The following is a 22407-nucleotide window of genomic DNA, read 5'->3' as shown; positions in this document are numbered from 1 at the left end:
TGGGCGTAGGGCCGGTCGAGGTGCTCATCGCTGCGGGCCTTCCTGGGGCGAGGTGACTGCCGGCCCAGGGGTGGGCCGTGAGGTGCTTGCAGCGGTGCCTCCAGAGGTCAGCTCGGGTGAGGAACCCGGGGTGTGGCTCTGGGGAGAGTGGTCGCTGTGGTCGCCGTAGACCTGCACGAAGATGTCCTCCAAGGAAGTGCGCACCACGGTGAACCCGCTGACGTCCGCGCCAGCAGCGACCAGGTGCTGCAGGGCCTGCCCAGCGCTGACGCCCCCGTTCAGCTCCACCGTGCTGACCTGCACCGCCGGCGCTTCTGCGCCACCGAGCCCGGCTGTGGGGTCAGGTTCGCCGGACCGGACTCCTCCTGACCGGACTCCTCCTGACCGGACTCCGCCCCACGGGCTTGCTGCGTTGGTGGCCGCGTTGCTGGCTGCGTCGAGGTGCGCGGCCTCATCTGCGGCGTCGACGAGCCCACCCGCAGAGCGCTGGTGAGCCGACCGCCTGGACGTGGCCGGTGCTGGGCGAACCCTCCAGGGACCGGCAGGCAGGTGCCCGGTGTGCTCGATGTGCACCGCGGGGGCTGCGAAGGAGTCCTGGACCTCGGTGACGCTGCCGTAGGCACGGGCCACCCCGTCCTTGAGCAGCAGCACCCGGTCGCACAGCCGCTCGACCTCCTCCATCTGGTGGGTCACCATCACCACCGTGGCTCCGGTGGCCTGCTGCTCGGCGATGATGTCCATCAGCAAGCGACGGTTGACCGGGTCGAAGCCCTTGGTCGGCTCATCCAGGATCAGCAGCTGCGGGTCATGCATGATCGTCACGCCGAGCTGGACCTTCTGCTGCTGGCCTCCGGAGAGCTTGTCCAGGCGGGTCTTGGCCTTCTCGGCCAGCTCCACCCGCTCCAGGTAGGCCAGGGACCAGGTGCGTGCTGCGGTGGTGCTCATCCCGCGCAGGCGCCCGAAGTAGGTCATGACGTCCAGGACGGGTTCCTTCTTGTACAGCCCGCGTTCTTCGGGCAGGTAGCCCAGTCGCAGCCCGCTGTCGGGGGTGTAGGTGCGCCCGTTGATGAGCAGGCGTCCTCGGGTGGGGCGGTAGATGCCCAGGAGTGCGCGGATGGTGGTGGTCTTGCCGGAGCCGTTGCTGCCCAGGAAGCCGAAGGTCTCACCGGGGTGGACGGTGAAGGACAGGTCGCGGATGACCTCGGTGGTGCCGAAGGTCATCGCGAAGTGCTCCACCAGCACCGCTGGCTGGTCCGGCGTCGTGTGCTGCACGTCGGTGAACCTAGTGAGTGCCTGACCGAACCGTCACCGTTGTCGTGCGCGATCGCTACGCTGTCTCGTTCCGGATGGGCCACCGGGCACCACAGCTCATCAGGGCGGCTGCTACCCGTCGGACGAGGAGTCGTCCCTGCGACTGCGACTCGCCTTGCGCGGCCACAACACCATCCACACCACCGACGCCATGCTCGCCCCGACGATCATCGACGGTATGTCCATGGGGCACGCTATCGGCCTCAAGGAGAGCGCTCCCGTCTGCGAAGCCGCCATGGCCAGGTCTGACTCGGAAGCCGCGCGATGTCTGGTGAACGCTGCGGGCGTGTGCCGCTGCACAGCGTTGGCCGAACCACCCATCGGCGCTCTTGCCAAGGGGCAGGCGCACTAGAGCAGACTCTTGTGGCAGCCCTGACGACCGCTGTCCCACAGGTGGCGACCATGAGCGAGGACACAGACTTTCCGGCGTGGCTGACGCCTGTGCAAGCCCACGACCTCGCCCACGCGGTCCGTGCGGTCGCTGAGCGCCTCGAAGGCGCCCGCCGGGACCGCGTCAGCGACCCAGATGCTGCACGGCGGCGCGCTGGGTACCGCCTCGAGGCGATCCGCGCGTTGCTCGACCGCGCCGCCGGAGACTTGGCGGCCACAGCCGGTGACCTTCAGAGTCTGAAGGACCAGGTCCAACGCCAGGGGCAGGGCGGCGATGAGGTGTCCGGTGAGCTCTTGGGCTTGGACTCGGTATTAGCGGTGCTGACCGGTGAGCAGGATCAACGGGGAGGCGAGTTCGCGGCGTTGCCGGCGCAGCTGCAGGTGCCCGCACTGGCGGCTCTTGATCTTGTGCGGGCGGGGTGCAAGGCCCCCGGGTGGGGTTATGGACGTACTACCGTGCAGTGCTCGTTGCGGGTGAGCCATCAGCTCCGCTTTCCCTGTGGTGATGTGGTGGGTGTGTGCGGTGAGCACGCCGCTGATGCTGAGCGGCGGGTGGTGGGCGGGGTGGTGTTGCTGGTGGGCTGAGGTGGATGAGCCTGCATCGCCAGGGCTGCCCGAGATGTGCGGACGTCTGGTCATGGCCGTAGCCGGTGACAGCGCGACTGTCGCGTTTCGCGATGGCTATCTGGGGCAGGTCCTGGCGTCGCCGTCACATCGCTTCTTTGGTGCCCCGCCGGATCAGCCACCAGTTCATCGGGTAGCTGGTCAGGTACCCGACGCACATCCCCACCGCCATCAAGAACCAGAACGCGGCGCTGTCCGGGCGCAACGGGTCAGCAGGAAAGAACACGAACCGCATCAGCGCCATCCACCCGAACAACCCCACCTCGAACGCCGTCAAGCTCAGCACGTCAGCCTTGGCCGCCTCCCACAGGCCCTGCCACAGCCCCAGGCCCCGCATCGGGGCGATCGCGAAGTACTGGAACACCACCCCCAGCACCACCGCCAGCCCATAGCTCCAGGCGTACTCGGCGTACAGGTGCTCCCCGAACAGCTCCCACCCCAGCAGGAACACCCCGGTCTCAGCGACGATGTCGCCCAGGGTGCACCCCGCCCCGCAGTGGGTCACGCCCACGGCCACCGAGGCCCAGAACGGCTTACCCGGCACCCGCTCACCCCGGGCCTGGGCGCGCTGCTTGGCGCGGTGGGTGGAGGGCCGGCCCCAGCGCAAGTAAGCCCACACCGCCAGCGGGCCGGCGTACAGGGCGGTGATGGGCCAACCCACTCCATCACCGCCATCTTCTGGCGCCAGCCGGCGACCCGGGTGTCGTAGACGATCCACGCGGCGCAGGCGAAGCCGATGACCAGCGCCGACCAGGACAGCGCGGTCAACCAGGGGGCAGGCACGTGCGGCCCCCTACCCACCGCCCGCGCCAACACCGCGCTTGCTTGCGCCAGTCCGGGCCAGTCCGGGCCAGTCCGGGCCTGCCGGCCCGCTGGTCACCACCGGTCCGGCCCCGCAGGATCGCGGCGTGGATGCCCTCGCCCTGCTGGGCCTGCTCGTGCTGGGCCTGGTGGTCCTCACCCCGGTCGCTGACCGCATCGGTGTGCCGCAGCCGGTGCTGCTGACGGTCTACGGGATCGGGCTCGGGTTCATCCCGGCGGCGCCCGCCCCGGACCTCCCGCCGGACCTCATCCTGCCGTTGGTGCTGCCCCCGTTGTTGTTCGCCGCGACCCAGACCACCTCGGTACGCGAGCTGCGCCAGGCCGCCGCCCCCGTCCTCGCCCTGGCGGTGGGCCTGACCATCACCACCGCCTTCTTGGTCGCCGTCGTCGCTCACGCCCTCGGGCTGCCGTGGGCGGTGGCTCTCGTGCTCGGGGGGATCGTCGCCCCGCCAGACCCGGTGGCCGCTACCGCTGTGGCCAGCCGGCTGCACCTGCCCCCGCGCCTGGTGACGGTCCTGGAGGGGGAGGGGCAGTTCAACGACGCCACGGCGCTGGTCATCTACCAGCTGTCGGTGATGGCGGTCGTGGCCGGCGGGGTCAGCACCGGGCAGGTGGGCCTAGGCCTGCTGGTCGCCGTCGCCGGTGGCGCTGCGCTGGGCCTGGCCGGCGGGTGGCTGGCCCGCTGGGCGCTGGGGCGCCTGCACGACCCGGCGGCCGAGACGACCGTCACCGTCGCGACCCCCTTCGCCCTGTACGTGCTCGCCGAGCGCCTTGAGGCCTCCGGGGTGCTGGCGGTGCTGCTGGCGGCGCTGTTCCTGCGCGCCCGCTCCTCCCACGAGACGACCTCGGCGGGCTGGCTGCTGGGCCGCTCGGTGTGGCAGTACGTGAACTTCGCCGTCAGCGGGCTGCTGTTCGGCTTCCTCGGAGCGGAGCTGAGCAGCGTGCTGGGGACCACCTCACTCCTGGGCGACCGCGGCACCTTGGACGTGGCGGCTGCCGTGGTCGGGGTCCTCGTGCTGTGGCGGGCGCTGGCCATGTTCACCGCCTCGGCCATCGCAAGGCGCCGCGCCCGCCAGCACGGCTCGGCCACGCCCGCAGGCTGGCGGGAGGCTGCTGTGACCTCCTGGGCCGGTATGCGTGGTGTGGTGACCGTGGCCACCGCCCTGGCGCTGCCCAGGGCCGTGGACGGCGGCGGCGCCTTCCCCTTCCGCGAGGAGGTGGTGCTCGTGGCCTTGCTGGTCGTCATTGTCACTCTCGTGCTGCAGGGCCTGACCCTGGCCCCACTGATCCGTCGCCTGGGGGTGGCCAGCGACGCCGACCCTGCCCTTGATGCCCGCCGCTTGCACCGCAGGGCCACCGAGGCTGCGTTGGCGCGGGTGCGCGAGTCCGCTGAGGGGGTGCCGCCTGAGGTCGTGCAGGCGGTGGTGGGCCAGTACGAGAGCCGGCTGGGCTACCGCCGCGCGGTGGAGGACCTCATCGGCGGCGACGTCGGCGGGAAGGAGGCTGGAGTGCACCTGCGCCGGTTGCTGGCCCGGGCCAGCGAGGCTGAGCGTGAGGCGGTGCTGCTGGCGCGGCGCACCGGGGAGGCCAGCCCCGCGGCGGCCGATGACGTTTTGTTCGACATCGAGGCGAGGGCGCTGCGTTACGGCGGTTGAGTGCGGCTGGTGACCGTGCGAGGGGTGGGAATGGGCTACCCGTCGTTTCGACCGGCGACCGGCGACCGGGCACTCTTTCGAGCCTCCGCCTTCGAGGCTGGCCGCGGCAAGCATGCGTCAGATCGGATCCTCGACCGGGCACCTCGCGCTGACATCGCAGGTCCGCTCTCACGAGTTCGCGGGGTACCGGTCAGGCGCTCCAGCGCCAGGCGTCAGCGGAGACCTGCCATGTGCGGTGCCACGCCGAGTCGACCATCCCGAGGGCGGTCACCACGCCGTGATGCCGTGGCGGTCCATGAAGCAGCCGCTGGCCCCGGCGGTGTCGAGGGCCGCGGAGACGATGACCTCGGCTCCCTGGGCGATGCTGTGCCCGGCGCCGCCGGTGAACTCGGTCGCGGTCAGCCCGGGATCCACCGCCGTCACCACGATGCCCGGCAAGGCCTTCGCGTACTGGACGGTCAGCATGTTCATCGCTGCCTTGGAGGCCGGGTAGGGCCGGTGGGCGATGTCGGCGTAGACCGCATCCGTGCTCTGGGAAGTCAGGGAGCCCATGCCCGAGGAGACCATGACGAGCCGCGGGTGGGTGCCGCGCCGCAGCAGCGGCAAGAACACCTGAGTGACCCGGACCGGTCCTAGGACGTTGGTAGCCAGCACCTGCGAGAAGTCATCGGGCCCGACGTCGGCTGCTGGCGCCCAGGTGCCCGGGACACCGGCGTTGTTGATCAGTACGTCGAGGGCGCCGACACTGCCCTGGATGTGCGCCGCGGCCGCTGCCACGGACGCGTCCTTGGTGACGTCCAGTGCGATGGGGCGGATGTCTCCGGCGGTCCCAGCTTCGCGCAGCCGCGCCGTCAGCTCCTCGGGGCGGCGGGCGCCGGCGAAGACGGTCGCCCCTGTGGCGGCGAGCTCAGCCGCGGTGCGTGCTCCCATCCCGCGGGAGGCTCCAGTGATCAGCACGATGGTCGTGGGGGTGTCGGGAGTGCTCATCGGCCCACCGTGTCTGCCGATCGAGCCGGTAGCCAGGGACGCGGTCGCCTAGGACCCTCGGTACCAGGCCGGGTCCGGCTGACCTCTCCGATCTCGTCTGACCCGTCCTGTCTCGTCGCGGCGATCACAGGGGGCGACGGGTTGAGCGGACTTGGCAGACTCAGCACGTGATGGCTGGTGATGCCGCTGAGCTCGCCGTGGCGGTACGGCAGTGGCGGGAGCGTCTGGCCCCGGGCGACGTCGGCCTGCCCAACGGCAGCGTGCGTCGGCGCACTCCCGGGCTTCGACGCGAAGAGGTGGCCCACCTGGCGGGGCTGTCGGTGGACTACGTCGTCCGCCTGGAGCAAGGACGCGGGCCACGCCCCTCGGCCACCGTTCTGATGATGCTCAGTGGGGCGCTGCTCCTGTCGCCGCCCGAGATCGAGCACCTCTTCGCCCTAGCCGGCGCTGCCGTGCCGACTGCAGGAGCCATCAGTGACGTGGTGCGTCCCTCGGTGCTGCGGTTGCTGGACCGGCTGCACGACCTGCCCGCCATGGTCAGCAACGCCCAAGGCGACGTCCTCGCGTGGAACGAGCTGGCCAGCGCCGTACTGGGAGATCTGTCCAAGGTGCCCCACTGGCGACGTACTCACCTGTGGCTCCACTTCGTGGCGGATGAGACCTTCGCCTCCCGGTTGGTGGTGGAGGGGACGGAAGGGGCGCGCTTGGACCGCGCCACCGTGGCCCAGGCCCGCGCGGCGTTGGCTCGCTACCCCCAAGACACCAAGCTGCTGCGCACCGTCGATGAGCTGCGCGAGCGGGTCCCGCGTTTTGCGGCGGTGTGGGACGAGCGGCCCTTGCAGCACCGCCACAGTGACGTCAAGAGTTACGACGTGCCTGGTGTTGGCCGGATCACGCTCGACTGCGAGAGCCTCGCCGTCCTTGATGACGATCAGACCCTCGTCGTGTACTCCGCTGCCCCTGACAGCACCGATGCGGTCAAGCTCGAGAAGCTGAGGACTGACTCCTCGCGTTGAGCGGCTCGCGCTGCACCCTCGAACGACGTCGCGATGGTCGACTCTCGACCGACCACTCGGCGAGGGGCCTCGGCCCGCGTGCGCAGGGCGAGCAACGAACGACGTCAGCCGTCGCAGCGGGGATCGCTCACGCGGACACATGGTTAGCGCCGCACACAGACATCACGCAGGCACGTCTCATCCCTCCAGCGCGACGCCCTCGGGCAGCCGGTTCGGGCCTGCCACGACCGGGCGCGGCCGGTCCTGGCGGTGCAGCCGCACCGCGATCAGCGCCACATCATCATCAGCACGCTCGCCCTGGGCATCCACCAGTCGCGCGAGCAGCCCGTCGACCAGGTGATCCAGGTCCACCCCCAGCCCAGCCAGCTCCTCGGCGCTCTCACGCAGCCGCTCCAGCCCCACCTCCAAGGACTCCCCACGCCGCTCCACCAGCCCGTCGGTGTACAGCAGCAGCGTCGAGCCCCGGTCCACGGTGATCGCCGACTCATGACGGCGGGTGTCAGGGTCCACCCCCAGCATCAGGTCAGCGTCCAGCGCGCTCAGCGGTGTCACCGTGCCGTAGGTGTCGATCACCAGCGGGGGCAGGTGCCCGGCGCTGGACCAGCGCACCCGGCTGACCCCCCGGTCGTGTTCGTCCTGGCTCTGCTCCAGCCGGGCCACCAGCGCCGTGGCGGTGGTCTCCAGCATCAGCGTGCGCAGCAGCCGGTCGGTAGCCGCCAGCACCGCTGCTGGGCCGTCCCCGGTGTGGGCGGCCACCGAGCGCAGCATGGTGCGCACCTGACCCATCGCGGCGGCGGCGATGGTGTCGTGGCCGATGACGTCGCCGATGACCAGCACCGTGGACCCGCCGGGCTGGAGGAAGGCGTCATACCAGTCACCTCCGACCTGGGCGGTGCGTGCTGCGGCGCGGTAGCGCACCACCACCTGGACGTGGTCGGGCTCGGGCGGAGCGGTCAGCAGGGACCGCTGCAGGGTCTCCCAGGCCGCGGCGGCCACCGCTGCGGTGGCGCGCTCGGCCTCAGCGGCCAGCAGCCGGTCCAGCACCTGGGCGCACTGGGCGGCAAAAGCGGTCAGCAGCTCCACCTGCCCGGCCTCGAAGGTCTGCGCCTGGCGCCACCCCGCGGTCAAGGACCCCAGGCGCCGTCCCCCGGCGACCAGGGGCAGGCAGGCGAAGGCCTGGGACCCGGTGGAGGTCATCACCGCGTTCATCTCCGGTCCCCAGGCGGTGCTGGCGGCGGCGTCGTGCAGCAGCACCATGCGCCCGGTGGTGGCCGCCACGCAGGCAGGAAGGTGGCTGTCGGCGGGCAAGCGGGCGTAGTCGCGCTGGGCGGCAGCACCGAAGCCGTCGGTGATGGTCAGGTCCATCGTGGTGGGGTCCCCGGGGGTGAAGACCGCCACCGCCCCGCTGTCGCAGCCGGTGGCGGTCAGGCCCTGCTCGGTGACCAAGGTGGTGAGGTCGGCCACCGAGCGGGCCTCGGCCAGCGCCAGGGCGGTGCGGGCCAGGACCGTCAGGCGAGCCGCGGCGCTCTCGCGGGCGGCGGTGAGGGACTGGACCTGCACCGCGCGGGCGTACAGGTCCGCCTCGAGCTGGCGGGCGCGTCCGCGCAGCAGGGCGGTGGAGCGCTGGACCTGCTCGGCGACGGCTTGGAGCTCATCGGCGGGCATGCCGGTGCGGCGCACGACGTCCTCGGTGACGTCCTCGGTGACGTGCAGCAGACCAGTCACGCGCACCGCAGGGGCTGGGTGGGGTGCCGCGTCGGGGGCTTGCTCCTGGTGGCGGTCCGGGCTCGCCGTCGCGCCTGGGCTGGTGGTCTCGGTGTGCGCAGACGCCGCGGGGGAGGGGTCAACAGCGGCTTCGACGGCGGCTTCGATGGCGGGGTCAGTGATGGGTTCGGTGATGGGGAAGGTCGTGAAGCTCCACCACCGCTCGGTGAAGCCGGTCGGGCTGGTGGGGTCGGGGATGTCGTACTTCTGCAGCGGTACCGGGTCTGGCTGGCCGGTCTCCAGCACCCGCTGCATGGACGCCTTCACCAACACCAAGGGACTGGCAGCCTCCTGCGGCTTCCCTTGCTCGGCGCTGCTGGTCCTGACGTCTGCACCCTGCTCGTCGGCGGGCGTCTCATCAGTGGGCTCAGGCAGGGGGAAGGCGTCGAAGAGATAGCGGTCCACCAGCTGCTCGCGGGTCATCCCCATGGTGGTCACATAGGCGCCGCTGACCTCAGTGATGATCAGGTCGGTGTCCAGCAGCATGCAGGGGAAGGGCAGCGCGTCGAAGACGCTGCGCAGGTTCTTCTTGGAGACCACGAGCCACCATCCTCAACGGTGCGTCAAGCGCCAGACCCACCCGCCAGACCCACCCGTCAGATCGCGCCGCCACCCCAAGCACCACCGCACCGAGATTCACGACGGCATCCGATGGGGCGTCTTTGCGGTGCCCACCGGGTGGGCACCGGATGAGCCCAGCTACGTGCGGGTGGGTGACGTGTCCACCGTGGTGCGGGCTGACGCCGTCGCCTCGTTGACCGGGCGCCGCTGGCCTGAGCGCTGACCAACCTTGAAGTCCCAACACTGCCCGCGCGGTATGCAGCGGCCCCGGGGGTGGCCGGTCACGGTGCCGCGGCGGCGATGACCTCTCCCAGGTAGGCCCGTCGCACCGCGCGGTGGCGCCCCAACGCCCGGGCGCTGGTGCTCAGCAGGGTGCCCTGGTCAGCCAGGGCCTCGGCGGCTTCCACGGCTGCCCGGTACTCCAGTGCCGCCTGGTAGGTGCCCGGCGGCAGGTCCAGGCGCAGCTGCACCGTGTGCTCACCGCGGGCCACCGCGAGGCTGACCTGCTGACGGACCTGGCGTCGCACCCCATCAAAGCCGCGCGCAGCGGCGTCCAGTCGGCGCGCCAGCTCCAGGCCAGGGGCACCAGAGCTGATGGAACGAATGGACCTCGTGGAGCCGTCGGCATCGGCGGAGGCCCCCTGGTGGTCCTGCGGGGGGCGGGGGGCCAGCAGGATCAGCTGCAGCTCGCGCAGCACGTCGTCCATGCCCTCCTTGGCGGCCAGCAGGTCAGCCGCGTCCAGGGCCGGGAGGACCACGTCGGGCTCGCCGGCCCGACCAGGCGATACCGGTCCGGCGGTGCCGGCTGAGCCTTCGCCGTCAAGGAGAGCGTCTGCAGGTGCTTGTCGGGGCGCTCCTCGGGGCGCGCTCACTGGTGCATCCACCGGCAGGGACACGACCGGGGCCGGCTCGCTGTCACCCCAGGCGGCCAGCAGCTCCTCCACGCCCATCTCCGCCGCACCACCCCCTACGGCATCGCCTGCACTGGCGCCCACGGCGGAGGCTCCGCTCGTGAGGTCCAGCTCGAACCAGACGCCCTTGCGGGCAGTGGAGCTGGGGCCGGCTCCCCAGCGCGAGGCCAGCGTCTGCACCAGCGCCAGCCCGCGTCCGCTCATCGCCGTGGCACTAGGAGCGGTCAGCATGGGCAGCGAGGCGGCGTCATCACGTACGGTCACCCGCACCCCGGACCCGGCCTGCAGCGCAGAGACGGCGACGTCGAAGTCGGTGCGTGCGTGCAGGACGGCGTTGGCGGCCAGTTCACTGACCAGCAGCCCTGCGTCATCGGCCAGGGCGTGCATCGGGGTGGCCGTCAGGCACTCCTGCACGAAGCGACGGGCGGCGCGCACCGACACCGTCTGCGGGGAGAAGGTCTGCAGTCCTAGTAGCTCGCGGACCACCGGCAGGTTGCCGGTGGGAGCGCCCCAGTCCTGCACCGCAGTCTCTCCTGTCCGCGCGCCACGCCTGGTGGCAGCGTTCGTGAGATTGGACGCTTCGTCAGAGCACCCCGGGAACTGACTGACAGTAACTGCTCGCGTGTAGGGCGCGCCTTCGCGGATGGCTCGCTCAGACGGGGACGCGCGGTGCTACGGCGGCCTCACCCCGCTGCGCACCGGAACACACCTGGCACCCGCGGGTGCGCCAGCGGCCGGGGTCCTGGTGACGGTCGTCGCCAGGAACCCGGCCGCGATGTTGCTAGTGCTGGTGAAGTCTCAGACCCGGGCGCGGGTGGCCCGGCGTCCCAACACCAGCCCCAGGCCAGCCATCCCCACTGCCAGGACCAGGTGCAGCCAGTTGTCGGCGGTGTTCAACGGCACGAAGTTGGCGGCGCTGGACTGGTCGATGACCAAGCCGTACACCCACAGCACCGCGTAGATCAGCCCGCCGCCGATGAGGTAGGCGCGGGCGGTGCCGCGGGTGCGCGACATCGCCACGCCCGCCACCCCGAAGAGCAGGTGCACGATGTTGTGCAGCACCGAGACCTGGAAGATGCCCAGCAGCATGGCCATGGACTCATGGCCAGCACCTGACATCGCGTCGTAGTCGGTGGTGATGCCCGGCACAAAGCCCAGCAGCCCGACCAGCAAGAACACAATGCCGACCAGCAGCGCGGTGGTGCGCAGCAGGTCCCGGGAGCGGGCGGTGGAGCGGGCGGGGGAGCCGGCGGTGTTGGCGGCTGACATTGGGGCCTCCGCGATAGGTGCGTGGGCGCTCGAAGCTGAACGCGGCTGGGGAACAGTGGCACGCGCTGGTGATCGCGGCCTGCGCGACATGCTGGTGTCCGCTGATCGGCGCAAGGGTTCCGAGGTGCCGCGGCTTGGTACGACGTCTTAGTACCGCGTCTGGAGACCGCGTCCCACATCGCGGGCTGTACCGCGTCAGCGATCTGGTGCACGGTTGGCTGCGGTGACCTCCAGGGCGATCTCCGTGGCGATCTGGTGCAGCTTGCGGCTGGTCTCCTGGCTGAAGGTGGCCAGCACGTCGAAGGCTTGCTGGGCGTTCAGGTGGTGGCGCTGCATGAGGATGCCTTTGGCCTGGCCGATGACGTCGCGGTGGGCCAGGCCGCGGGCGGTGTTCGCCGTCTCCTGAGCTCTGGCGAGGGCGACGGCGGTGTGGGCGGCCAGCACCAGGCCCACGTGCTCGGATGCCTCCTCGAAGGCGTCAGGAGCGGTGCTGAGCAGGCTCAGCACGCCTTGGCGGTTCCCCTGGACGAACAGCGGCACGCACAGCAGGCTCACCACCCCCACCTGGGGGGCGCGGGCTGCTAGCGCTGGCCAGCGGGTCCTCTCGGCGGTGAGGTCGTCCACCCGGCAGGTGCGGTGGTCGAAGGCGGCGTCCAGGCCGGGGCCCTGGCGCACCTGGTTCTGCAGGGCGTCCACCCCGCGGGCGAGGTCACTGGTGGCGGCGGTGGTGGTCAGAGTGCGTCGGGCGCGGACCAGGGAGACGGCACCGTGCTCGGCGCCGGGGACCTGGGCCACGGCAGCGGTGAGGGCGTGCTCCATCACCGCGTCAGGGCTGTGTTGCTGGTGCAGGTCGCGAGCCAGGGTCGCCATGCGGAAGGCCAATGCCTCAGCGTTGAGCATGGAGCCGGTATCGGCTGGTGATGAGCGCCTGCGGAGGCGGGTGCGGTGTGAGGTTGAGCGGCGTTGCTCCTCCATCGGGTCACTGTGCCAGGGCGGCTGCGTGCGCGTGGGCCCTGCAGGCAGTGGCGAGAGCTGGCGGTGGCTGATTTGTGTCCGGGGGTGGTCGCGCTGCTGCGGCCCCGTCGACGTGCGTCTCGTTCAACCATGGCTACCTCGGACAGCGTGCCGCTGCCGGAGCGATGCACCCGGCTTTGGGCACCCCGTTGTCTTCCCGGACCGGTGAGGTGGGATCCAGCCCGAGACGGCATGTCCGTGACGGGGGCTTGGCGGTCGGCAACGACGCTGCGAAGAGCACCGCACCGTTGACCACCAGCCTCGCGCTCACACGGCCGAGTCGGCTGCGTCACAGCGGTCGCGCGGCGACCTCACCGCTGAGCACGCTCACCGAGATGCGCTCGTCACCTGCCCGCAACGTCGGGGCATGCCGGTGAAATACCGCATCGCGCACGATCGACTCGGTTCCCGCTGCAGTCGATCGAACGAGGTGCCCCGTGTCCTACGTCAGCCCCCCCGACTTCGTCACCAAGATGGTTGACGCCGGACAGGCCAAGGCCCTCATGGGCACCCGCGACACTCTCATCCGCGCCTTCATGGCCGGGGCGATCCTGGCTCTGGCGGCGGCGTTCGCCACCACCGTTACCGTCCAGACCGGCAACCCCCTGATCGGGGCTCTGCTGTTCCCGGTCGGGTTCTCCCTGCTGTACCTGATGGGTTTTGACCTGCTCACCGGGGTGTTCACCCTCGTGCCGCTGGCTCTCATCGACAAGCGGCGCGGGGTGACGTGGCGCTCGATGCTGCGCAACTGGGGTCTGGTCTTCACTGGCAACTTCGCCGGCGCGATCACCGTCGCCTTGATGATCGCGGTGATCGTGACCTTTGGGTTCTCCACCGCGCCCACCGAGGTCGGCGCTCGCCTGGCCGAGATCGGCCACGCCCGCACCGTCGGCTACGCCGAGCACGGCGCGGCGGGGATGCTGACGCTGTTCCTGCGCGGGGTGCTGTGCAACTGGATGGTCTCCACCGGCGTGGTCGCCGCGATGATGTCGACCTCGGTCTCGGGCAAGGTCATCGGCATGTGGATGCCCATCATCATCTTCTTCTACATGGGCTTCGAGCACTCGATCGTCAACATGTTCCTGTTCCCGATCGGCCTGATGCTCGGTGGTGACTTCTCCGTGGGTGACTACCTGGTGTGGAACGAGATCCCCACCGTGGTCGGCAACCTCGCGGGGGGCCTGACCTTCGTGGGCCTGACGTTGTTCACCACCCACGCCCGCACCCAGCCCGACCGGCTGCAGCGTTCCCAGGCCCCGTCAGTCCCGTCATCGGCGGCCGCCGAGACTGCCGCTCCGGCGGACGCTGGGACTGCCGGTGTGGTTGGTGCCCGCGATGCTGTGCGGGTCGACCTCAGCACCGCTGACGGCGCTGACGGCGCTGACCAGCGCAGCACTGCTCGCGCTGAGCGCCAGAGGGTCTGAGGCCATCTGGCCGCACGCCAGGCATCCCGTCCGACGCCCGACACCGCACGCAGGAGACCACCGTGACCACCGAGACCCCTGACCGCAGCACCACTGGCGACACGATTCTCAGCAAGGCCGACGCCGCTGCCATCATCACCGCCGCCCGTCGCCGACAGGGACTGACCTGGGCGGACATCGCCGCCAAGCTCGAGCGGCCGCTGGTGTGGACCACCGCGGCGCTGCTGGGCCAGCACCCGGTGCCCGCCGAGGTCGCTGAGCGCGCCGGTGAGCTGCTGGGACTGGATGAGGCGGTGGTGGAGGCGCTGCAGTCACAGCCCGCCCGCGGCATCGACCCCGCGCTGGCCTCCGACCCCACGATCTACCGCTTCAACGAGGCCCTGATGGTCTACGGGCCGGCGCTGAAGGAGCTGATCCACGAGGAGTTCGGTGACGGGATCATGAGCGCGATCAACTTCAAGGTCGACATCGCCCGTCGCGCCGACCCCGAGGGGGACCGCGTAGTGGTGACTTTTGATGGCAAGTTCCTGGACTACAAGTGGTGAGACCCGGTTCCTGTTGTTGAGGCCCGGCTGCCCCGTGACCGCCTGAGGCGCGTCGCGGGGCAGTGGCGCACCCGCCCGATGGCACCCGTGTCTTACGGGATCGCTACCTGGGACAGGCGCGCAATCAACGCGTGGCGTCCTACGAAGGCGAGCCTCTGCCCGTTTACCGTGAGCCTGAGGTTGGACCGCGAGGGACGAGTTCTCCCTGCCACGAGTCCGTCCTCTCGGTTGATGGAGGAACGGACATGAACGCACCGGCGATGGCCACCGGCAGCCTCCCTGCTGCGCGCGTGGGTCTGGGGCTCATGACGTACCCCCCCAAGATCGCCGCGGTGCGCCAGGCCCGCCGCTACGTCCGGGACGCCGTGGCCACCAGCGCGACCCCGACACTGGCCGAGGACGCCGCCTTGCTGGTCGCAGAGCTGGCGGTCAACGCGGTGCTGCACGCGCGCACCGACTTCGACGTCGCCGTGGAAGGCACCGCGAACGGGGTGCGCGTCAGCGTGCGGGACCGCTCGCCGGCCATGCCGGTGCTGGTGGCTCCCCAAGCCACCGCGATGAGCGGGCGAGGACTGGCGCTGGTGGCCGCACTGGCCAGCCGCTGGGGCGCCGGCCCCAGTGCCAGTGCGACCAAGAGCGTGTGGTTCGAGCTGTCCGGTGAAGGGGCCGACCCCAGCAGTGCCCCCTCAAGGGCTGCCAGCACCGGTGCCCGTGACGGAGGTGAGGGCATGAAGGCTGCCTTGGCCGAGGCGCTGAGCACCGAGGGTCTTCTGGCGGCGTGCAGTGATGAGGCTGACGACTTGAGGGCCTCGGTGTTCTCATCGGCGCTGGCGTCGATGTCGACATCAATGTCGACGGTGACCGGTTTGGTGGCTGCGGGTGCTGGTGGGGTGAGTCGGTGCGCCTCGGGGGTGGAGGTCGTGCTGCCGGCGTTGGACGCTGCGGACCTGCTGGGCGCTGAGGAGGCGATGCAGGACGTGCTGCGCGAGCTGCAGCTGATCTTGCTCAGCGACACCAGCACGTCCGGTCAGGGCAGCCATGGCAGCAAGGACAGCAAGGTCGGCCTCGGCGGCCAGGCCACTGCAGACACTGGTCGCGGGGGCCCACGAAGCAGGGAGAACGCCGGGCATCGGGCGGAGCATCCAGCGGAGCACCTGGCAGGGCACTGGGCAGGGCATGAGACTGAGGTGGCCTACCGCCTGGACCGGGCAGCGCGTGGCTTCGCTGACGTGCGCGCCCAGGTGCGCCAGCAGGTCATCCGCGCGGTGGCCGTGGGGCAGCAATACGTGGCGCTGCGTCTGGTGCTGGCACCGGGAGCAGGGCGGCGAGCTTCGGCCTTCGCCGCGGCGCTGGAGGCGGCTGAGGAGCTGACGGCCCGCGGCGGCCTGCTTAGCGCCGCTGATGCCTTGTCCCGGCACCGTGCGGTGCGCCGGGCCTACCTGTTGGAGGTGGCCGCTGCGGCAGCCTGCCTGTGAGGCCTGCGGTCGACGGGCGACCTGCAGCACGACTCAGCCCTTCAGCGGCCAGCTCCCGCAGAGGTCGCTTCCCGCAGGCGGAGGTTGTCTCAGTGGCCGGGGTCAACCAGGTCAGCGGTACTCGGCTGGGAGGCCAGCGCTTGACGGCGGGCAGCGACGGTCGCCTCATCCCAGTGCGCTGCGCCGTCGAGGAGCTGGTAGCCGTCGTAGGCCTGTCCGCCGGCGTCCACCCAGCGCACCAGCGGCTGGGGGTCGCGCTCGTGGACGAAGAAGGCTCCCGGCACGTAAGTGTCAGGGGTGGCGAACAGCTCGGTGCTCACCGGGATCTTGTGCCTCAGGCGGACTGCCTCGACCGCGGCGGTGTACTGGGTCCTGGCCTGCCGCAGGTCGGGGTTCGGCCCGGGGTGGGGGTCGGTGGTCTCGGTGGGCACGACCTCCCCGGCCAGGCCCACCCAGTACCGCGCTGCTGAGGAGTCGTCGATGTGGTGGGGACCGTCGGCGTCCTCGGGTGCCGCGATGACCTCGACGTAGTTGGCGCCGGGAACCTTGGGGTCGGGGTGAGGCTGCAGCAGGCTGTCAGCGGCGACGTCGTCGTGGGCGTGCACCTGGCGCACCGCCTCTTCGGCCAGGCGCGCTGAGAGCTCCTCGGGGTCCTTGGGAGAGCGGGCCACGCCGAGAGCGGCCGCAGGTTCGTTCGGCGTGGGGTCTGGCGTGGTGCTCACTGGATCGACGCTAGCCGTGGGCGTCGCGACACGGGAGGAAACCGGCAATCCTGGCGCGCCGGCATACTCGCTGCTGACCGTCGAGCTGACCGGCCAGCTGACCGACTAAGTGACTGGTCAGCGGTACTGCTCGCCCGATCGCCCGCGCGGGGCAGCGTCATGTGTCAGCGTCGACGCAGCGCGGAACCATCGTGCGGGGCACCGTCCGCACCGGGGATGACGCTGGCGCCGACGTCCCTCCCGCTTCATCGTGGGAGCAGCCCGTGCCGCGGTTCAGGGCCGTCGCTGGTCACTCCGAGGCCGTCGATGCGGCTTTCGCTGGCGTGTGCCGGGGGGACCGGGAGGCGATGGGCGCCCTGGTTGACCTGCTAGCGCCCACGGTCCTGGGTCTCACGCGCGCGTTGCTGGGTGACGAAGTCGCCGCACAGGAGGCGGCGCTGGTGACCTTCGTCCAGGTGTGGCGCCAGGCAGGGCACCGCGACCGCCGGGTGAGCGTCACTGCCCGGGTCCTGGGGGCGGCCGCGCATAGCGCCCGGCCCGTTTCACCCGGTCCGCGGCCGCGTCAGCGCCCTGCTCAGCAGGGGTCAACGTGGACGTGGACGTGGACGCGACGGGCTGACGTCACCAGGTGCACGACGCCCTGTAGATGACAATCACTACGTTCTTGATCGTGGGACCCAGACGGTCGTGCCGCCCGGGTCCCACGGTCAGCGGGCCACTGGATCAGCGTGCCAGGAAGTCCAGCAGCACCCTGTTGAACTCGCTCGCGTGGCTGACGTTGCAGCCGTGCGGCGCGCCGGCGATGACGTGCAGCTTGCTGCCCAGGATTGCCTGGTGGGTGCGCGCACCCGAGCCCTCGAAGGGCACGGTGCCATCGCCGTCACCGTGGATGACCAGGGTGGGGATGTTGACGTGGGTCAGGTCCTGGCGGAAGTCAGTGGTGCCGAAAGCCTCCATGGCCTTCAGCGCTGCCTTCTTGTCAGCCTGGCGGGTCAGGGCGAGGGCGTCCTGGCGCTGGGCCTCGGTGACCTTCAGCTCGCCGTCGACGGAGAAGAAGGCGGTGACGAACCCGTCGTAGAACGTCGCCTCGTCGTCCTTGAGCTTGCTCTCCATCTCCTCGGCCAGCTCCGGGGTCAGGGGCCCGTCGGGGTTGTCCTCGGTCTTGGCCATGTACGGCGGCACCGCGGCGGCGAAGACGACGCTGCGCAGGCGCTGGGGGTCGTACTTGGTGAAGTACCGGGCCACCTCGCCACCGCCCATGGAGAAGCCGACCAGGGTGGCGTCCTCCACGTCGAGCTTCTCGAGCAGGGTGTGCAGGTCGGAGGCGAAGGTGTCGTAGTCATAGCCGCTACTGGGCTTGTCCGAGCGTCCGAAGCCGCGGCGGTCGTAGGTGATGACGCGGTAACCGGCTTCAGCCAGCGCCGGGACCTGCTCCGACCAGGACTCACCCGACAGCGGCCAGCCGTGGAGCAGCACCACGGGACGGCCGGTGCCGCCAGTGTCGTCCACGTGCAGGTTGATGTCGGTGAATAGGCCGTGGTGGGTAGTCACCTCACCCGAGGCGGGGGTGAAGTCGGGGGGGGACGGTGGCGGACGGGTTGGTGCTCATGGTGCTTTCGGTGCTCTCAGTGTTTTCAGTCATCGGTGGGCTCCTTTGCACGTTGACGACCGGCGCTCAGTCGGGGTGCCGGTGTGATCGGCGTGAGGTTCCCGGTCGCGCGCGATGCAAACCGCACTGAAACTCCCTCCCCTCAGGCGGTCGCCTCTGGTGGGCCCGAAGCCATGAAGGTGGTCACGGCAGCAGCACGACCTTGCCCCGCACCTGCCCGGACGTGCTCCTCGCGTACGCCTCCGCTGCACGCTCCAAGGGAAAGGTCTGCACCTTGATGACCAGGGCGTTGCGACGCAGGAGATCCGCGGCGTGAGCCATCGCCTGGCCCAGGCCACGCTCTTCGCGCTCGTCGGGGCCCGCGGACGGGGTGGGGCCGGTGAAGATGCCACCGCGCTCGGCCACCTCCGGGTTCGCGATCGAGACGACCCTGGCCAGATGGGACACCAGCGCCGCGAGATCCTCGGCGGGGGTCTTCCCGGCGATGTCGAGGACCGCGTCAAGGCCGCCGGGCGCCACCGCGCGGACCCGCTCGAGCAGGCCCTCCCCATGCAGGACCGGAACGGCGCCGATCTCGCGCAGGTAGTCCTGGTTGTCCTGCCCCGCAGAGGCAACGACGCCCAGACCCCTGTCCAGCGCGACCTGCACCGCAACGGCCCCCACCCCACCTGAACCGCCGTCGACGAACACGTTCTGTCCGGCCTGGGCCTCGATGAGTCCCAGCGCCCGCTGGCTGGTCTCGACGGCCAGGGGAGCTGCTGCGGCCACGCTCCAGTCGATCTGCGGGGCCTTGTGCGCCCAAGCGAACAGCACCGCGTGGGCGGCGTGGGTGCCGCTGCCCAGGCCGAAGACCTCATCGCCGACGCTGACGTCGCTGACGCCTTCGCCGACCTCGTCTACCGTGCCGGCAGCATCGATCCCCGGCACAGCCGGAGTCGGCGGCTCCGCCTCGCCTCGCTCGCCGGCCACGGTCTTCCGGTCCAGGGGCGAGATGCCGGCGGCGTGGACGCGGATGCGCACCTGCCCGGGGCCGGCGTGAGGCTCGGGGGTCTGGCCGAGGTGGAAGCCCTCGGCGGGGGCGCCGGAGGTGGTGTAGGTCAGTGCGCGCACAGCCGCGGCTCCTGTCTGGGTGGCCGGGGCAGTGCCCACAGCGGTCGTGGTCTCACGGGAACCTGCATACCGGCGTCGGGCAACTCGAGATCGCCGTACCAGTACGCGCCAGGACCGTGGTGCGGTTACGGTCACCGGGGCCGCAGCACCGGTGGCCCACAGAGCACCCCAGGGAGACACCGTGGACGGGCGAGCGTTGCCCACCGGCAGCTTGCCAGCCGTGCGCCAGGGCCTTGGACTGATGACCTACCCGCCCCAGATCACCTCGGTGCGCTCAGCCCGGCGCTTCGTCGAGGACGCCGTGGCCAGCAGCGACGTCCCAGCGCTGGCCGATGACGCCGGCCTGCTGGTCTCGGAGCTGGCCGCCAACGCGGTGCTGCACGCCCGCACCGACTTCGACGTCGCCGTCTACAGCATCCACGACGGCGTGCGCATCACCGTCCGGGACCGCTCGGCGACCCTGCCGGTGCTGGTCGCGCCCAGCGCCACCGCGATGAGCGGGCGGGGCCTATCCCTGGTGCAGGCCCTGGCCACCTCGTGGGGTGCTGGTCCCAGCGCCAGCGCGCCCAAGAGCGTGTGGTTCGAGCTGACCCTCTCCGGCGTCGACGCAGAAGAACCGGGCGGAGCCGAAGACTCACCCGCGCTCGAGCTGAGCGTCGAGGAGCTGCTAGCGGCGTGGAGTGAGGACACCCACCCGTCACCGGTGTCCAGCGGCAGGCCAGGACCCGCCGCATCAGTCAGTGCGACCGCTGCTGAGCTGGGTCCGGGGCGCCCTGGGTCCGCCGTGACCCTGCCCGCTCTGGACGCGGTTGACCTGCTGGGCGCCAAGGAGGCGATGGAGGACGTGCTGCGCGAGCTGCAGCTGCTCCTGCTCGCTGAGGCTCCCCGCGCGCTGGAGCTGGCCGACCAGGTGAGCGAGCAGGTGACCGATCAAGTGACCGAGCAGCTGGTAGAGCTGGTGGTCCAGGAACGGGACGCCGGGTCTCTCACCACAGCAGAGGGCCACGGTTCCGTTGCCCGCGCCTTCGACCTCGCCGTGGCCGACCAGCTCGACCGCGCCGCACGGGCCTTCGCCGATGTCCGCTCCCAAGTGCGCCACCAGGTCAGCCGCGCGGTCGCCGCCGGTCAGCAGCAGGTCGAGCTGCACCTGGTGCTCGGTGAGCACACCGCCCAGCGGGCCACGGCCTACGCCGACGCCGTCGAAGCCGCTGAGCAGCTGGCCGGGACGGGCAGCCTGCTCAGCGTGGCGGGCGCCCTCGCCCGGCACCGCGCGGTGCGCCGGGCCTACCTCCTCGAGGTCATCGCCGCCGCATCCACCTGAGGTGCACTCTGGCCGGGGTGTGCCGGCCCAGGTGAGGTGGATGCAGGCCCGATCGTGCTTGCCGACGCTTGTCGATGCGCTGACGGAGTCAAGCCGGTGCACGCACCGGTGACTGCCTCAGGGACGCCTCAGTCGGCGCCTATTGTGCGTGCCAGCCGCCCCTGCGGGTCAGCCGCTGCGAAGGACGCGCCGCTCGCACACCTCGCCATCGGACCCGATGTTGCCCTGGGGGGCGGGGCGGTGGGGGCTACCGGGGGCTGAGGGTGGCTGCGTCGGGTGTCGGGGGGATGTCCGCCACATCGGCTGGACCAGCGCCGTGGACCGGGCCCGCCTCCAGCGGGCGTGGAGCGTCCTCGCGGTGGGCGCGCACCGCCAGCACCGCCACGTCATCACCGTGACCAGCACCGACCAGCTGGCGCAGCCCCTCGTCCAGGAGGTCCTCCAGGTCTCGGGCGGCCTCGGCCTCCAGGACCTGGCACAGGGCCCGGGTCCCGGCGTCGAGGTCGGCGTCGCGGCGCTCCACCAGGCCGTCGGTGTACAGCAGCAGCGTCGCTCCCGGCGGCACCTGGCAGGAGTGGTCGACCCGCACCGTCCCGGTGCCCACGCCGAGCAGGACGTCGGCGTCGCCGGCGCCCGTCAGGTCCATCACGCGACCGTGGTCGTGGGTGTTGCCCGGGTCGCAGTCCCCGCCGTGATGCAGAACCTGTGCCTGTGCACCGACCGCTGGCGCTGCAGACCCGGGGGTAAACCCGGTGGGAGCTACGGGACCCGGAGCATGAGCAGGGGTGTGCTGTTCGGCAGCTGACCGGGGGGCCGGGACCAGCAAGATCGGTGGTGGGTGCCCGGCACTGGACCAGGTGATGCGCCGCAACCCGCGCTCAGCCTCGACCGGGCTCTGGTCGATGCGCACCACGGTGGCGCTGGCCAGCACGTCCAGCCCCAGGTGTTCCAGGGCCACCTCGGTGGCGGTCAGCACCTGGGCGGGGCTCTGCCCGCCCTGCACCGCGCAGGTGCGCAGCACCGCCCGGACCTGCCCCATCGCCGCGGCGGCGCGGATGTCGTGGCCGATGACGTCACCGATGACCAGCACGGTGGAGCCGCCTGCGTCGACGAGGGCGTCGTACCAGTCCCCTCCGACCTGGTCACCGCTGCTGGCGGGCAGGTAGCGCGAGGCCAGCTGCAGGTGGTCGGGCTGAGGTAGCTCGGTGAGCATCGCCGCCTGCAGGGTGCGCGCGGCCTGGCGGCGGTCCTGCAGCTGGGCCAGCTGGCGCTGGCGCATTCCGGCGACCAGGGCGACAAGAGCGGTGACCAGCGCCAGGATGCTGCAGCGCACCAGGGCGGTCAGGGGTGGCACACCGTCAAACCAGCAGCTCAAGACCGCCAGGGATGTGGCTAGGGCGCCGATGGCGATGACGTGGCGGCGAGATCCGCCGATGCCGGTCAGGGTGGGGGCCAGCGCCATGGTGCCGGCGAGGTTGGAGTCCGCGCGATCCCCTGACAGCGATCCGAGGGCGAGGTCGAGCGCGATCAGCGCTGCGCAGGCGGTGGCCCCCATCCACGCCCAGCGGGGGGCTGGGCGCAGCGCGTGGTCTGCGTCGCCGGTGATCAACGGAGGGTCGGTGCGGTGGTCAGGGTCACGTGGCACAGCATGCCGTGTAGGGGACGGGCTGGAGTGACGTTGCTGAGAGCAGGCGTGCCGGAGGCATGCGCGCCGCGCGCCTGCTGACGGTCGCTCCGCGGAGCAGATGGTTCCGCTTGGGCCAACAACAACCTCTAAGGGCCTTGAGGTGGGTGCGTCCCGTATGAGGACCGTCCTACGGGACACCCTGAACACAGGCTCAAATGGCGCGCGTCGTGCTCACCTATAGGGCCCGGAT

General features: G+C 71.0%; 18 protein-coding genes. 7 read left to right on the top strand and 11 right to left on the bottom strand.

Annotation, left to right across the window (positions count from 1 at the left end):
* Positions 1-24: 24 nt before the first annotated feature.
* Positions 25-1272, bottom strand: coding sequence for an ABC transporter ATP-binding protein (locus tag F1641_RS11750; RefSeq protein ID WP_206691043.1), 1248 nt, complete (start codon positions 1270-1272; stop codon positions 25-27).
* A 441-nt stretch (positions 1273-1713) separates the two neighbouring features.
* Between F1641_RS11750 and F1641_RS11745 the strand changes: the two genes are divergently transcribed.
* Positions 1714-2286, top strand: coding sequence for a hypothetical protein (locus F1641_RS11745; RefSeq protein WP_194905687.1), 573 nt, complete (start codon positions 1714-1716; stop codon positions 2284-2286).
* 124 nt (positions 2287-2410) lie between these two features.
* On the opposite strand, the gene F1641_RS11740 is transcribed toward F1641_RS11745, so the two are convergent.
* The gene (locus F1641_RS11740) at positions 2411-2986 is read right to left on the bottom strand and encodes a DUF4396 domain-containing protein (RefSeq protein WP_206691042.1); all 576 of its coding nucleotides are present in this window, start codon (positions 2984-2986) and stop codon (positions 2411-2413) included.
* Between the two features lie 247 nt (positions 2987-3233).
* On the opposite strand from F1641_RS11740, the gene F1641_RS11735 reads away from it, so the two are divergent.
* Positions 3234-4802: a cation:proton antiporter gene (locus F1641_RS11735; protein WP_194905686.1), complete on the top strand. Its 1569-nt coding sequence runs from the start codon at positions 3234-3236 to the stop codon at positions 4800-4802.
* Between the two features lie 267 nt (positions 4803-5069).
* Here F1641_RS11735 and F1641_RS11730 read toward each other — a convergent pair whose 3' ends face one another.
* Positions 5070-5789 (bottom strand): SDR family NAD(P)-dependent oxidoreductase, encoded by a 720-nt coding sequence (locus tag F1641_RS11730; RefSeq protein WP_194905685.1) that lies wholly within the window; start codon positions 5787-5789, stop codon positions 5070-5072.
* 170 nt (positions 5790-5959) lie between these two features.
* On the opposite strand from F1641_RS11730, the gene F1641_RS11725 reads away from it, so the two are divergent.
* On the top strand, positions 5960-6805 hold the full coding sequence (locus tag F1641_RS11725) for a helix-turn-helix domain-containing protein (protein ID WP_194905989.1): 846 nt from the start codon (positions 5960-5962) through the stop codon (positions 6803-6805).
* A 177-nt stretch (positions 6806-6982) separates the two neighbouring features.
* On the opposite strand, the gene F1641_RS21515 is transcribed toward F1641_RS11725, so the two are convergent.
* The 4 genes from F1641_RS21515 to F1641_RS11705 all read right to left on the bottom strand — a co-directional run bounded on the left by F1641_RS21515 (position 6983) and on the right by F1641_RS11705 (position 12180).
* Positions 6983-9109 (bottom strand): SpoIIE family protein phosphatase, encoded by a 2127-nt coding sequence (locus F1641_RS21515; RefSeq protein WP_309225580.1) that lies wholly within the window; start codon positions 9107-9109, stop codon positions 6983-6985.
* Positions 9110-9411: 302 nt separating this feature from the next.
* Positions 9412-10563 (bottom strand): ATP-binding protein, encoded by a 1152-nt coding sequence (locus F1641_RS11715; RefSeq protein WP_194905684.1) that lies wholly within the window; start codon positions 10561-10563, stop codon positions 9412-9414.
* Between the two features lie 276 nt (positions 10564-10839).
* On the bottom strand, positions 10840-11310 hold the full coding sequence (locus F1641_RS11710; RefSeq protein ID WP_194905683.1) for a DUF4383 domain-containing protein: 471 nt from the start codon (positions 11308-11310) through the stop codon (positions 10840-10842).
* A gap of 195 nt (positions 11311-11505) precedes the next feature.
* Positions 11506-12180 (bottom strand): GAF and ANTAR domain-containing protein, encoded by a 675-nt coding sequence (locus F1641_RS11705; protein ID WP_194905681.1) that lies wholly within the window; start codon positions 12178-12180, stop codon positions 11506-11508.
* Between the two features lie 581 nt (positions 12181-12761).
* Between F1641_RS11705 and F1641_RS11700 the strand changes: the two genes are divergently transcribed.
* From F1641_RS11700 to F1641_RS11690, 3 genes are all read left to right on the top strand, one after another.
* The gene (locus F1641_RS11700) at positions 12762-13748 is read left to right on the top strand and encodes a formate/nitrite transporter family protein (RefSeq protein WP_194905680.1); all 987 of its coding nucleotides are present in this window, start codon (positions 12762-12764) and stop codon (positions 13746-13748) included.
* 62 nt (positions 13749-13810) lie between these two features.
* The gene (gene cynS / locus F1641_RS11695; protein ID WP_309225579.1) at positions 13811-14293 is read left to right on the top strand and encodes a cyanase; all 483 of its coding nucleotides are present in this window, start codon (positions 13811-13813) and stop codon (positions 14291-14293) included.
* A 245-nt stretch (positions 14294-14538) separates the two neighbouring features.
* A complete protein-coding gene (locus tag F1641_RS11690) occupies positions 14539-15768 on the top strand; it encodes an ATP-binding protein (RefSeq protein ID WP_194905678.1) in 1230 nt (409 codons plus the stop codon).
* Positions 15769-15857: 89 nt separating this feature from the next.
* Here F1641_RS11690 and F1641_RS11685 read toward each other — a convergent pair whose 3' ends face one another.
* The 3 genes from F1641_RS11685 to F1641_RS11675 all read right to left on the bottom strand — a co-directional run bounded on the left by F1641_RS11685 (position 15858) and on the right by F1641_RS11675 (position 19209).
* Positions 15858-16490 (bottom strand): hypothetical protein, encoded by a 633-nt coding sequence (locus tag F1641_RS11685; RefSeq protein WP_194905676.1) that lies wholly within the window; start codon positions 16488-16490, stop codon positions 15858-15860.
* 723 nt (positions 16491-17213) lie between these two features.
* A complete protein-coding gene (locus F1641_RS11680; protein ID WP_194905674.1) occupies positions 17214-18041 on the bottom strand; it encodes an alpha/beta fold hydrolase in 828 nt (275 codons plus the stop codon).
* A gap of 241 nt (positions 18042-18282) precedes the next feature.
* Positions 18283-19209, bottom strand: coding sequence for an NADP-dependent oxidoreductase (locus F1641_RS11675; protein ID WP_206691040.1), 927 nt, complete (start codon positions 19207-19209; stop codon positions 18283-18285).
* A 241-nt stretch (positions 19210-19450) separates the two neighbouring features.
* Here F1641_RS11675 and F1641_RS11670 point away from each other — a divergent pair, with 241 nt between their 5' ends.
* Positions 19451-20530: an ATP-binding protein gene (locus F1641_RS11670; RefSeq protein WP_194905671.1), complete on the top strand. Its 1080-nt coding sequence runs from the start codon at positions 19451-19453 to the stop codon at positions 20528-20530.
* Positions 20531-20777: 247 nt separating this feature from the next.
* Here the strand turns inward: F1641_RS11670 and F1641_RS11665 are convergent, their stop codons facing one another.
* A complete protein-coding gene (locus F1641_RS11665) occupies positions 20778-22085 on the bottom strand; it encodes a PP2C family protein-serine/threonine phosphatase (protein WP_194905669.1) in 1308 nt (435 codons plus the stop codon).
* Positions 22086-22407: the final 322 nt, after the last annotated feature.

This window comes from Quadrisphaera sp. INWT6 (assembly GCF_015390235.1).
Taxonomy (GTDB): Bacteria; Actinomycetota; Actinomycetes; order Actinomycetales; family Quadrisphaeraceae; genus Quadrisphaera.
This window is presented reverse-complemented; position numbering and strand designations above follow the sequence as displayed.